We start from the raw sequence: 12,428 nt of genomic DNA, 5'->3' as shown, positions 1-12,428 counted from the left end.
GAGCATTGACCGGCCGGGGCCTGAACCCCTCGGCCAGAACGTCTGACCCTGTCTGCCTGCAGACAGCGATGACGTGACGACTCCTGCTTGGTTGCGCGCGTACGGCTGCCTGTCCGTACGTGCGCAACACGCACCGCCTGCAGCGCATCTGCGCCAGTCTGGCAGTCCGGTTCCGCCCAGTTGGCAGGGAAGCTATCCAGACCATAAACAACTTCAAACACGGCAGAAGCCTGGCGCTTCTACAATGGGGACATGCTAGAACAGAGAACCATCAAGACCCTGACCAAGGCAGTAGGCGTAGGCCTGCATGGCGGTCAGCGTGTCGAGCTCACCCTGCGTCCCGCTGCCGTTGATACCGGCATCGTGTTTCGCCGCGTGGATCTGCCGAATCCGGTAGATATCCCGATTTCGGCCGAATCCGTGACCGATACCCGCCTGGCCTCGACCATCTCCAATGGCGATGTGAAAGTGCATACGGTGGAGCACCTGATGTCCGCCTGCGCTGGCCTGGGCATCGACAACCTGTATATCGACATCACTGCCGAGGAAGTACCGATCCTCGACGGTTCCGCGTCCTCCTTCGTCTACCTGCTGCAGAGTGCAGGTATCGTGAAGCAGCGCGCACCCAAGAAATTCATCCGCGTCACGCGCCCGGTCGAGGTGCGTGAAGGCGAGGGCGAGAAGGGCAAGTGGGCCCGCCTCGAGCCCTACCACGGCTTCAAGCTGCGTTTCCAGATCGACTTTGCCCACCCGGCAGTCGATTCCACCGGCCAGAGCGTCGAATTTGACATGTCTTCCGGTGTCTACACGCGTGACATCGCGCGCGCCCGCACTTTCGGCTTTACCAAGGATGTGGAAATGATGCGTTCGCACGGTCTGGCGCTGGGCGGCAGCCTGGACAACGCCATCGTGATGGACGACTACCGCGTGCTCAACGCCGACGGCCTGCGTTACGACGATGAATTCGCCAAGCACAAGATCCTGGACGCCATGGGCGACCTGTACCTGATCGGCCACCCGCTGCTGGCGGCCTACAGCGCCTACCGTTCCGGCCATGCGATGAACAACGTGCTGCTGCGCGAGCTGCTCAGCCAGCCCGATGCCTACGACATCGTCAGCTTTGACAGCGAGCGTGCCGCGCCCAAGGGCTTCGGCGAACTCGCCATGCAGTGGTAAGCAGCGGCGCTTGTCCGCAGTCCTGAGCCATGGCGATTGTCCGCGTCCTGTTTTTCCTGATGCTGCTGCTCAGCGGCGGCACTATGGTGCTCTACCTGTTCACGCGCAATGAACGCTACAAGCGCCAGAGCATCCGGCTGTTCAGCTGGACCATCGTGGTGCTGTGCGTGTTCTTTGCCGTGCTGGTGTTCCAGCGTATCTGAAGCGCGCTCTGGCGCGGCCTCAGTAACTGCGCCCTCCCTTGTACAACGCATGCGCCTTGCGCTGCAGCGGCGTGGCCTTGGCCAGCTGCAGCATGGTGCCGCGCGCGTGCGCGTGCGTGATCGCCAGGCCGAGCGCGTCGGCGGCATCGGTGCCGGGCAGGCCATTCAGGTTGAGCAGGCGGCGCGCCATTTCCTGGATCTGCGCCTTGCTGGCGCGGCCATGACCGGCCACCGCCTTCTTCATCTGCAGCGCGGTATATTCGGCTACTGGCAGCTGGCGACCCACCAGCGTGGCCAAGCAGGCGCCGCGCGCCTGTCCCAACAGCAGCGTGGCCTGCGGGTTGACGTTGACGAACACGATTTCCAGCGAAGCGACATCGGGCCGATAGGTCTCGATCACCTCGTTGATGCCTTCGCATAACAGCTTGATGCGTGCCGGCAGGTCGCCCTTGTGCGGCAGCTCGTCCTGCTGCTCGATCTTGCGGCTGACGGTGCGGATGGTGCCGCTGGCGACATAGTTGAGCTGCAGGCCCTCGGCCTCGATCACGCCGAAGCCGGTGGTGCGCAGGCCGGGATCAATGCCCAAAATGCGGATCGCCATGTCAGGGCAGGGCCACGCCGCGCGCGCGCGCGGCAATCGTGCTGGCGCGGCTGCCCAGGTAGCCGGAGCGGAAGTTCTGCTCGTAATAGCGCGGGCGCGGCAGCATGACGGCCAGGCGCGCCGCCTCCAGTGCGCTGAGCTTGCTGGCCGGCTTGCCGTAATAGTGCTGTGCGGCGGCTTCGGCGCCAAAAATGCCGGAACCAAACTCCACGTTGTTCAGGTAGATCTCGAGAATGCGACGCTTGTCCAGGAACAGCTCCAGGTACTGCGTCAGCAGCAGCTCCTGGCCCTTGCGCAGCAACGTGCGCTCGCTTGATAGCAGCAGGTTCTTGGCCAGCTGCTGGCTGATGGTGGAGCCGCCGCGGATTTTGGGCGGCCGTACCCGGTCGGCGGGTGAGGAAGCCGTGCCTTCGGCGACGGCGCGCAGCTTGTCATCCACTGGCCTGCCCTGTTTTTCCAGACGCTCGATGCGCTGCTGGGCCCGTTGCTGGGCGCGCGCCATCTGCTCTTCGGCGCGCTTGACCTGTGCCTGGGCACGCGCTTCGGCCGCCGCATTGCGCGTCCGAGCGGCCTGGATCGCTTCCCACTCGACGCCACCGTGGTTGACGAAATCGCTGTCTTCGGAGGCGATCACGGCGCGCTTCAGGTGATCGGAAATCTGCTCGTAGGGCACCCATTGCTGGCGCCAGCCGAATTCACCCTGGGATACCAGGCGCGCCATTTCGGCACGCTGGAAGCTGGTCGATTGCGGGTCGACCACGCGCATCAGCAACACGCGCGCGACAAAGAACAGCTGCAGCAGCAGGCCTGCCAGCACGATCCAGCTGAGCAGCTGCAGCAGGCGCTTCATGCGGCATCGACCTCCTGGCGCAGGCTGGCCAGCAGGGGGGCAGTGGCCGGCTGCACGCCGCGCCACAGGCGGAAGGCTTCGGCAGCCTGTTCCACCAGCATGCCGAGGCCGTCGCGCGTCTGTGCGCCCAGGCTGGCGGCGTGCTGCAGGAACGGGCGGGCGGCCGGGCCGTACATCATGTCGTAGACCAGTGCATGCGGTGCCAGATGCAGCGCCGGCAGCAGCAGCGGCTTGCCCGACAGGCTGCTGGAGGTGCCGTTGATGACCACGTCAAAGGCCTGCGGCAGGGCGGCATCGGCCAGCACCTGCTCCAGGCTGATCGCCTGCAGCGTGCTGCCATGCTGTGCGGCCCAGTCGGCGTGCGAAGCGGCCAGCGCCTCGGCCTTGGCGATGCTGCGGTTGGCGATGGTGATGGAGGCCGGGCGCTCCTCCAGCAGTACGCCGAGCACGCCGGCGGACGCGCCACCGGCACCGAGCAGCAAGATGTGCTGGCCGGTCAGCGGCACGCCGGCGTTGTGCACGATATCGCGCACCAGGCCGATGCCATCGGTGTTGTCGGCATGCAGCTGCAGCTGGTCGCCGTGGCGCTGCCAGATCAGGGTGTTGGCGGCACCGGCCAGCGTGGCACGCGTGCTGCGGCTGTGTGCCAGCGCAAACGCCTCCAGCTTGAACGGCACCGTCACGTTGGCGCCGGCAAAGCCGTCTTGCTGCAGGCGTTGCAGCGTACCGGCAAAGTCGTCTTCCGGACTATCGATGGCGGTGTAGACCAGCGCCTGGCCAGTCATGTCGGCAAAGCGGGTGTGGATCCAGGGAGAACGGCTGTGGCTGACCGGGTGGCCGATCACGGCATAGCGGTCGACGGAAGCGGGAGAGGCAGACATCGGCATGGACTCGACAAGAACCTACAGGAAACAGGGGCGCCGGGACAGCGCCTGCCAGCCATTGTAGGCCGGGGCCGGCGCTGTGCCCGTATCAGGAGACGGCAGCCTCCGGCGCGTCGGCCTCGTTCACGTCGACCGCAATCGCCAGCGGACCGGCGGCCAGATCGTCCTCGTCATCCTCGTTGCCGTCATCGCTCAGGCTGGCTTGCGGGCTGTCGCCCAGACGCGTGGTGACGACACCGGTCACGTCCAGTGACATCAGGTTCACCGTGCCGAGCTTGACGCGCACCTGTGCGTTGCGCGGCATGGCGTCGGTGCCGATCACGTCGATCACCAGCGGCAGGTCATTGGCGCGCACCACGCCTTCCTTGATCACGCTGCAGGTCAGCTCGGTGATGCCGTGGCGCTGGATATGCTGCAGCGTCCAGAAGCGCTCCATGTTGCGCTGGTAGGCCTGGTAGCCGGCATGCGCGCCTTCAAACGCCGAGATGATGCCGAACAGCTCGGCATCCTTGGGCTTGAACGGCGCCACCAGTGCCGCAGCGGCGCCATGGCGGATGGCAGCAATCAACTGCCACTGGTTCACCAGGTCGACATAGCGGCGCAGCGGCGAGGTGCTCCAGGCATAGCAGGGCACGCCGAGGCCGGCGTGCTGGATCGCCTTGGTGCCCATGCGCACCTTGACGCCGGGCGCCAGCGCCGCCTGGCTGCGGTAGATGCCGGGAACGCCGCCGGTGGCCAGCAGCTGGCCCCAGTGGTGGTTCACCAGGATCGCTGCTTCGGCGACGATCAGGTCCAGCGGTGCGCCACGCTGGCGCTGCTCAATCACCACGGTTTCGCTGCCATCCGGCGGCGCATACTTCAGTGCCTCATCGCGGATCAAGCGGAAGTTGTAGTCCGGGCGGGTCTGCACATCGGGCTTGCCGCGGATCACTTCGCGGCGTGCCTTGAGCTGTTGCGCCAGCTTCCACAGGAACACCAGTTCGGGGCGCAGCGCCTGCAGCTCGGCCATGTCGGTGCTGCCGGCTGGGTCGTCCAGCCACTGCGGCGTGACGATCGGGTCCAGCACGTCAAGGCGCAGGTTGTGCGCGATCGGCACGCGTTCGACCGCGCTGCGCGTGTCCTGCAGCTCCAGCGTCTTTTCGTCGAAGGTGGCGTAAAAGGACAGCGCCGGGCGCGGCTGGCCGGCACCCAGCGTGTAGTGTTCGACCACATCACCCGGCAGCATGGTGATCTTGTAGCCGGGCATGTAGACGGTGGACTGGCGCTCGCGTGCCACCTTGTCGATGGCGTCGCCGGGCTGCACGGCCAGGCCGGGTGCGGCAATATGCACGCCCAGCGTCACCTTGCCACTGCCCAGGCCGGTCACGGACAAGGCATCGTCAATCTCGGTGGTGCTGGAATCGTCAATCGAATAGGCCTGCACCTCGGCCAGCGGCAGCTCGCTGTCGTCGATCTGCACCGGCTGCAGCGGCGGAAACTCGGTGCCGCGCGGGAAGAATTCGAACAGGAAGCGCTGCCAGTGGAACTGGTAGGGCGAGTCGATGGCGCCGGCGCGCTGCAGCAGCTCCAGCGGTGCCAATTTGGCATCGCGCGCGGCCTGCACTACGGCCTTGTACTCGGGACCATTCTTGTCCGGCTTGAACAGGATGCGGTAGAGCTGCTCGCGCACCGGCTGCGGGCAGCTGCCGGCCACCAGCTCGGCGGCCCAGGCATCGATCTGCAGCTGGATCTGGCGCTTTTTCTCGATCGCCAGCAGCGCCTGCTGCACGATTTCCTCCGGCGCTTTCCTGAAGCGGCCCTTGGGGCCACCGGCGCGGCGGAAATAGTGCGGCGCGTTGAAAATCGCCAGCAGCGTGGCAGCCTGCTCCACGGTGGAAGCAGGATCCTGGAAATAGTCGCAGGCGACCTCGCGGAAACTGAATTCGTCTTCGGGAGCGAATTCCCACAGCAGTTGCACGTCGATATCGGCGCTCAGGCTCTGGGCTTGCGCCAGCAGTTCGGCTGGCGTCGGCTTGTCAAACGTGAGTACGATGTGGGCCTGCTTGACCTTGACGCGCTTGCCGGAATCGAGTTCGATCTGGGAGGAGGCTTCCGCCTGGGAAAGGATGCGTCCGGCCAGATACTTTCCGGACTCTTCAAACATGGCAAACATAAGCGGGCTATTTTCCCATGTTTGCCCGCCCGGCGGGAGTTTTATGCGGGCTGACCTTGCGCAGCACCCAGTTGCAGGAAATCCGCCAGCTCCGGCCAGTGCTGCGGAAAGTCGCTGATCGCATGGTCATTGCCCGGCAGCACACGCTGCTGCGCCCGCGCGTGGCGCGCCGTCATTTCATGCCAGTCCAGCACTTCGTCGCCTTCGCAGATCAGCGCAAACGCCGGTGCCAGCGTGGCGTTGGCCTGCCGTTCGGCTTCCAGCGCCAGCGTCTGCTGCTCGATACCGCGCAGTTCGTCGATATAGGCTTCCTGGAAATAGAAGTGCTCGGACGGGTCATGCCAGGCGGTGTTGTCGCCGATATAGCGGGCCAGATCGCGTGCCGGATGCACGGCCGGATTCAACAGCACGCTGCGCCAGCCGCGCGCTGCCGCCATGTGTGCCGCATAAAAGCCACCGAGTGACGAGCCGATCACGGTGCTGCCGGCCTGTGGCCAGTGCTGCGTCAGCTGCTGCAGCAGCGCGATCGCCTCCGCCGGCGAGGGCGGCAGCTGCGGGCAGCACCAGACGACACCGGGCTGGTGCTGCTGCATCCAGTCGGCGACGAAACGCGCCTTGGCCGATTGCGGCGAGGAGCGGAAACCGTGCAGGTAGAGCAGGTGGCTGGGGGCGTTCAGTGCCATGGCCACTCTCCGGTTAGCCTGACGGCCTTGGCTGGCTTGTCAGCCTTGCCGCTCTTCTTGCCATTTTTCTTTTTCGACGGCTCGTCCGGCTGATGCTCTGCCCTGGCCTCGACCAGCTTCCATTGCTCCATCGGCTCCCTGGGCAGCGTGAACGGCAGCTCCAGCAGGCGCTTGTCACGCGCCACGATGGCGATGCAGCCCGGTGCGGTCTTGCCCTTGGCCTTGGCCGGCAGGTAGTTGTGCACTTCCTGCAGGCTGCCGACGCGCCAGGCCGCATGCTGGCCGGCGCCATCGGTCGCCGGCAGGCGGATGCCGAGCCATTCGTCACCTGCGGCCAGGCCGGCCTGTTCCGCCGCGCCATCGCGCCAGACCGATTGCACCTGGATGCTGCTGCCTTCCTTGCAGCGCAGGCCCCATTGGCGATCCAGGCTGGCCGGGCTGCGCTCGACCTGCACCTGATGCGCGTTCAGCAATTCTTCCAGCGGCAGTTCGCCACGGCCATGCGCCCAGGCCTTGATCTCGGGCGCGAAGCTGCGGCCAGCCAGCTGTTCCAGCACCTGCAGCACATCCTTCTCGCGCAGGCCGCGCTCCTGCTCGTCAGCGACCTCGGCAAAGCAGCGCTGGTAGAGCGCGCGCATCACGGCATCGAGCGTGGTCTGGCCTTCCTGGCGCAGCGTCAGATCCAGGCACAGGCCAACCAGCGCGCCCTTGGTGTAATAGCTGACAGTGGCATTGGCGGTGTTGGCATCGGGGCGGTAGTACTTGGTCCAGGCCTCGAAGCTGGATTGCGCCACGCTTTGCTGCAGCCGGCCCGGCGTGCCGCGCACCTGCTCGATCGCCTTGGTCAGCAGGCGCAGGTAGTCAGCCGTTTCGATACAGCCGGCGCGCAGCAGCAGCAGGTCGTCGTAGTAGCTGGTAAAGCCCTCGAAGAACCAGAGCAGGCTGGTGTAGTTCTCGCGGCTGTAGTCATACGGCGTGAGGCTGGCCGGACGCAGGCGCTTCACGTTCCAGGTGTGGAAATATTCGTGGCTGATCAGGCCGAGCAGCGTGATGTAGTCCTCGCCGGTATCGGCGCCGTGGCGCGGCAGGTGCTTTCGGCTGGCGATGAGTGCGGTGCTGTTGAGGTGCTCCAGGCCGCCATAGCTGTCGTCCACGGCGTTGAGCATGAACACATAGCGTGTGAACGGCAGCTTGCCCTTGGGCTTGCTGCCGTGCCAGAACTGCATCTGGGTCTTGCAGATGCGCTCGGTGTCAGCCAGCAGGCGTTCGCCGTCAAAACCGGGAGGCGGTGTCGCCACGACGAAGCGGTGCGATACACCATACAGCGTGAAGCTGGCGTCCCAGAAATCGCCCAGTTCGAACGGGCTGTCGGCCAGCGTATCGTAATCGGGGGCGAGGTAGCGGCCAAAGCCCTGGGTATCGACCTGTACCGGATCCAGTCCGGTCGCCAGCCGCCAGGCCGGATTGGGCGATGCCACCGTGATCGCATGCGGCACCCTGCCGCGGCCCTTGGCCTGCAGGCACAGGCTGGTCGGGTTGAAGAAGCCACGGTCGGCATCGAGCCAGGCCGTGCGCACCGAGTTGTCGTGGGCGTAGACCTGGTAGCTGACCGTCAGCGGCTTGCCGGCGCAGCATTCCACCACCCAGCGGTGCTTGTCCAGTTGCACCACGCGGCAGGGCTTGCCGTCCTGGCTGGCGCGCAGCTGTTGCAGGTGACGCGCAAATTCGCGGATCAGGTAGCTGCCCGGAATCCAGACCGGCAGCATCAGTTCCTGCTGGGCAGCGGGTTGCTGTACCACCATCTGGACCTGGAACAGGTGTTGATGCGGATCGGCTGCCGATACCTGGTAGCTGATGGGGGCGGCTGCAGGACTTGCCTGTACCGGGGTCGCTGCAGAAGCGGAGGATTTTTTCTTGGCCATGCGGCAAGCATAGCGCAGCAGGGCGCTGGCCGTGCCGCCAGCGGCAGCAGCCTTACATGGAGCCGGCGGCGCCCGCCAGGCAGCTCAAGACGGCGATCACGGTGGCGTGGAAGCGTGCGGTCAGCCATTCGCTCAGGCCGGCGCGTACCCAGGTGCGGTCATCCACCACGTAGCAGATGACGAACATCAGCGCGAGGAAAGGCATGCCGGCGGCCGGCATCATCATGGTGCCGAACCAGCCGCAGAAAGCGGCAATCGCGCCCCAGATGAAGTGGAACTTGGGTGCATGCACGCCAATGCGCAGGCCGATGCCCCAGTGCACGCCGCCGAGGAAGGCGACCACGATGCCGGCATAGCTGGCCAGCGCCACCGCGACAAAGCCGTGCAGTTCGTCATGCACCAGCCACATCAGGATCGCCAGCAAGGCCATGGGCACACAGCCCAGGTACAGGATGGCACGGATGAAATGGCGACTGGTTTGCGGCAGCATGGGTCAGGCTCGGGTAGCCGCAAGTTGCACCTGGCGTGCGGCTGACGCCAGGCTGTCTATTGCGGGGAACCCCTGATTGTCGAACAAATTGATTCCGGCCGGCGGGAATTCCGCACGCCGGCGGGTGAAATGCGCGGCCCGGATCGGGCTTATTGGCTTTCTGCCAACAGTTTTTCGATTTCCTCGGTCGGGATTGCGCCGCTGACACGCTTGCCATTGGCAAAGATCAGCGCCGGCGTGCCGGTAATGCCGTGGTGCTGGGCAAAGGCGACGTTGCGTTCCAGCGCACCGGTGTCGCAACTGGCAGCAGCTGCCGCCGGTTCGGCCTTGCGCAGCATCCAGTCTTCCCAGGTCTTGACGCGGTCTGTCGCACACCAGACCTGGCCGGCGCGCTGGACCGAGTTGTCGCCCAGGATCGGCAGCAGGTAGGTATGGATGGTGATGTTGTCGATCTTGGCCAGCGATTCTTCCAGACGGTGGCAGAACGGGCAGTTGGGATCGCTGAACACCGCCAGCTGGCGGCTGCCATCGCCGCGCTTGGTGACAAAGGCGTCTTGCGTCGGCAGCTGGTCAAAGGCGATGGCGTTCAGCTGGTCGATGCGCTCGGCGGTCAGGTCATTCTGCGTGCGCGTTTCGAGCATCGAGCCGTTCAGCAGGAAATCGCCCTGGGCATCGGTATAGAACAGGTTGTTACCGCTGGCCAGTACCTCGTACAGGCCGGGCATGGGGCTGGGGCTGACTTCCAGGATGTGGCCGCTGAGTTGCGGAATGCGCTGCTCCAGCGTCTGCTGCAGGGCTGCCATGGCATCGGCGCTGGCGCTGGCCGGGATGGCAGCGGCAGGCGCGGCAGCAGAAGCCAGGGTGGCGGGCTTGGCGGCATCTTGCTGGCAGGCGGTCAGCGTCAACAGGGAAGCAGGAAGCAGCGCACAGGCTGCCAGGCGGTGGAAATTCATGGGCAGTGCCAGGCAGTCAGCTGCCCGATGATTATGTAGAAGGTTCTACTTTAGCGGAAAAGTGCGTCAATCCATCGCGCGGCGCGCGACCCAGTCCTTCACCGGGCCACTGCGGTCGAACAGTGCCATGCCGAGATTGCGCAGCTGGCGCACGCCGGCGGCATTGTGCGAGAACAGGCGCTGGATGCCGTCCATGCCGGCAATCAGCGGTGCGCTGGCAGTCTTGCGCGCTCGCTCGTACTGGCGCAGCAGGTGCATGTCGCCGGTGCTGCGCCACAACGGGCGCTGGCCCAGGATCTGTCCCAGCAGGGCGACATCGGCCAGGCCCAGGTTCAGGCCCTGGCCGGCCAGCGGGTGCACGCTGTGCGCGGCATCGCCGGCCAGCGCCCAGCTCAGGCGCGTCTTGCCATCGGCAGCGGGCTGGCTGCCGACCCAGCGCTGCGCCATGCCCAGCTGCAGCGGCCAGGCGACGCGGCGCTGCACGCCGGTCACGCGCGGTGCCTCGTTCGGCTGCAGGTGGGCGGCGCTGTCCAGCGCGGCGGCAAAGGCGGCATCGTCCAGTGCCAGCAGCTCGGGCACGCGGCCACGATCGACCGACCAGACAATGCCGACTTCCTGCCCGTCCGGGCCGCCCAGCGGCAGGAAGGCGAGGATTTCGCTGTTGTTGCCGGTGTGGGCAAACCACTGCCAGGCGATCTGGCGGTGCGGCGCGTCCAGCGTGGCGCGCGTGGCGATGGCGGTCTGGCGGTAGGGCGTGACGTCGTATTCCACGCCGAGTTCGGCGCGCGTTGTGCTGTGCTTGCCTTCGCAGATCACGGTGAGCGGTGCCGGATCGGCTTCGGCCTGTTCCGCCGTGATGACCTCGATGCCGCCCTGGTACTGGCAGGCCTGCTGCAGCATGTGTTCCAGCGTGGGCACATCGGCGATCCAGGTCATGGCCTCCTGCTGCAGCTGGCTGGCGCTGAACACGGTCTGCGATTGCACATCGCCCCAGACGCGCATTTCCTTGATCGGCGTCGCCTTGTCCGGGCCGGGCCAGCACTTGAGGCTGGCGAGCAGGGCCTGCGACTTGTGGTTGATGGCGTAGGCGCGGATATCGGCCTGCTGGCCGGGGAAGGCGGGCGACTCTACCAGTCCCACATGCAGGCGGTGGCGCGCCAGCAGCAGGGCCAGTGCGCGTCCGACGATGCCGCTGCCGCGGATGCAAACATCATAGGTATGGAAGGACATGACAGGATCCCGGTACAGAAAAGGCCATTTTAGGCCGGCTTCGCATACACTTGGAAGATTGGGCGGCAGCCTGCCCAGACCTCCGACTTTTTCGCAAGGCGCGGCCCCGCGCGCGGCCCCTTGCCCGAGCATCACCCAAGGAATCACCATGAGCCTCAAATGCGGCATCGTGGGCCTGCCCAACGTGGGCAAGTCCACCCTGTTCAACGCCCTGACCAAGGCCGGCATCGCCGCCGAGAACTATCCCTTCTGCACCATCGAGCCGAACACCGGCGTGGTGGAAGTGCCGGATCCGCGCCTTGACCAGCTGGCCGAGATCATCACCCCTGAACGCGTGGTGCCGGCCATCGTCGAGTTTGTGGACATTGCCGGTCTGGTGGCGGGCGCCAGCAAGGGCGAAGGCCTGGGCAACCAGTTCCTGGCCCACATCCGCGAAACCGATGCCATCGTCAACGTGGTGCGCTGCTTTGAAGATCCCAACGTGGTGCACGTCTCCGGCAAGGTCGATCCGATTGCCGATATCGAGGTGATCCAGACCGAGCTCTGCCTGGCCGACCTGGGTACGGTCGAGAAGGCGCTGCAGCGCTACACCAAGGCGTCCAAGTCCGGCAACGACAAGGAAGCCATCGCCATGGTGAAGGCACTCGATGTGGTGCAGACCGGCCTGCTGGAAGGCAAGCCGGTGCGCGTGCTCGACCTGACGGACGAGCAGCAGGCCCTGATCAAGCAGCTCTGCCTGATCACCGCCAAGCCGGCCATGTTTGTCGGCAACGTGGCCGAAGACGGCTTCGAGAACAACCCGCTGCTGGACCGCCTGAAAGAGTTTGCCAAGGCGCACGGCGATGCGCCGGTGGTGGCGATCTGCGCCAAGATCGAATCCGAACTGGCCGAGATGGAAGACGAAGACCGCGCCATGTTCCTGCAGGAGCTGGGCCAGGACGAACCCGGCCTGAACCGCCTGATCCGCGCCGGCTTCAAGCTGCTCGGCCTGCAGACCTACTTCACCGCCGGCGTGAAGGAAGTGCGTGCCTGGACCATCCGCATTGGCGATACCGCACCGCAGGCAGCCGGCGTGATCCACGGTGACTTCGAGCGTGGTTTCATCCGCGCGCAGACGATTGCGTTTGACGACTTCATCGCCTACAAGGGCGAGCAGGGTGCCAAGGATGCGGGCAAGATGCGCGCCGAGGGCAAGGAGTACGTCGTGAAGGATGGGGATGTGATGAACTTCTTGTTTAACGTGTGACGATTTTTCAACACTCAGTAGCGTTCGGTAGCGCTTGG

At 65.5% G+C, this 12,428-nt stretch carries 12 protein-coding genes; 3 read left to right on the top strand and 9 right to left on the bottom strand.

Features of this window, described 5'->3' with window-relative positions:
• The first annotated feature begins 252 nt into the window (after nucleotides 1–252).
• Together lpxC and ACI3EV_RS11145 are read left to right on the top strand one after the other, a co-directional pair.
• A complete protein-coding gene (gene lpxC / locus ACI3EV_RS11150; protein WP_329769643.1) occupies nucleotides 253–1,176 on the top strand; it encodes a UDP-3-O-acyl-N-acetylglucosamine deacetylase in 924 nt (307 codons plus the stop codon).
• Between the two features lie 29 nt (nucleotides 1,177–1,205).
• A complete protein-coding gene (locus ACI3EV_RS11145; protein WP_329769641.1) occupies nucleotides 1,206–1,379 on the top strand; it encodes a hypothetical protein in 174 nt (57 codons plus the stop codon).
• Between the two features lie 19 nt (nucleotides 1,380–1,398).
• On the opposite strand, the gene ruvC is transcribed toward ACI3EV_RS11145, so the two are convergent.
• The 9 genes from ruvC to ACI3EV_RS11100 form a co-directional block, all read right to left on the bottom strand.
• Entirely contained in the window at nucleotides 1,399–1,974 is a 576-nt protein-coding gene (gene ruvC / locus ACI3EV_RS11140; protein ID WP_337691870.1) for a crossover junction endodeoxyribonuclease RuvC, read from the bottom strand.
• 7 nt (nucleotides 1,975–1,981) lie between these two features.
• Nucleotides 1,982–2,830 carry a transglycosylase domain-containing protein gene (locus ACI3EV_RS11135; RefSeq protein ID WP_337691823.1) on the bottom strand — a complete coding sequence of 283 codons (849 nt, stop codon included), beginning with the start codon at nucleotides 2,828–2,830 and terminating at the stop codon, nucleotides 1,982–1,984.
• A complete protein-coding gene (aroE, locus tag ACI3EV_RS11130; protein ID WP_337691824.1) occupies nucleotides 2,827–3,711 on the bottom strand; it encodes a shikimate dehydrogenase in 885 nt (294 codons plus the stop codon). Before aroE ends, ACI3EV_RS11135 begins: the two co-directional genes overlap by 4 nt.
• 91 nt (nucleotides 3,712–3,802) lie before the next feature.
• Entirely contained in the window at nucleotides 3,803–5,866 is a 2,064-nt protein-coding gene (locus ACI3EV_RS11125; protein ID WP_337691825.1) for a ribonuclease catalytic domain-containing protein, read from the bottom strand.
• A gap of 41 nt (nucleotides 5,867–5,907) precedes the next feature.
• Complete coding sequence (locus ACI3EV_RS11120; protein WP_337691826.1) at nucleotides 5,908–6,549, bottom strand: YqiA/YcfP family alpha/beta fold hydrolase; 642 nt, start codon at nucleotides 6,547–6,549, stop codon at nucleotides 5,908–5,910.
• Nucleotides 6,540–8,471: a peptidase M61 gene (locus ACI3EV_RS11115; protein WP_337691827.1), complete on the bottom strand. Its 1,932-nt coding sequence runs from the start codon at nucleotides 8,469–8,471 to the stop codon at nucleotides 6,540–6,542. The genes ACI3EV_RS11120 and ACI3EV_RS11115 overlap by 10 nt, the downstream gene beginning before the upstream one ends.
• A 52-nt stretch (nucleotides 8,472–8,523) precedes the next feature.
• Nucleotides 8,524–8,961 carry a DUF3429 domain-containing protein gene (locus tag ACI3EV_RS11110; RefSeq protein WP_337691828.1) on the bottom strand — a complete coding sequence of 146 codons (438 nt, stop codon included), beginning with the start codon at nucleotides 8,959–8,961 and terminating at the stop codon, nucleotides 8,524–8,526.
• A gap of 149 nt (nucleotides 8,962–9,110) precedes the next feature.
• The gene (locus tag ACI3EV_RS11105; protein ID WP_337691829.1) at nucleotides 9,111–9,914 is read right to left on the bottom strand and encodes a DsbC family protein; all 804 of its coding nucleotides are present in this window, start codon (nucleotides 9,912–9,914) and stop codon (nucleotides 9,111–9,113) included.
• A gap of 66 nt (nucleotides 9,915–9,980) precedes the next feature.
• A complete protein-coding gene (locus ACI3EV_RS11100) occupies nucleotides 9,981–11,144 on the bottom strand; it encodes an FAD-dependent monooxygenase (RefSeq protein WP_337691830.1) in 1,164 nt (387 codons plus the stop codon).
• Nucleotides 11,145–11,292: 148 nt separating this feature from the next.
• On the opposite strand from ACI3EV_RS11100, the gene ychF reads away from it, so the two are divergent.
• Nucleotides 11,293–12,390, top strand: coding sequence for a redox-regulated ATPase YchF (ychF, locus tag ACI3EV_RS11095; protein WP_329769626.1), 1,098 nt, complete (start codon nucleotides 11,293–11,295; stop codon nucleotides 12,388–12,390).
• Nucleotides 12,391–12,428 lie beyond the last annotated feature (38 nt).

The sequence above is a fragment of the Allobrachymonas wangyanguii genome (assembly GCF_045055315.1).
Taxonomy (GTDB): domain Bacteria; phylum Pseudomonadota; class Gammaproteobacteria; order Burkholderiales; family Burkholderiaceae_C; genus Brachymonas; species Brachymonas wangyanguii.
Note: the sequence above shows the minus strand (reverse complement) of the source record. Positions and strands in the feature narration are given on the sequence as shown.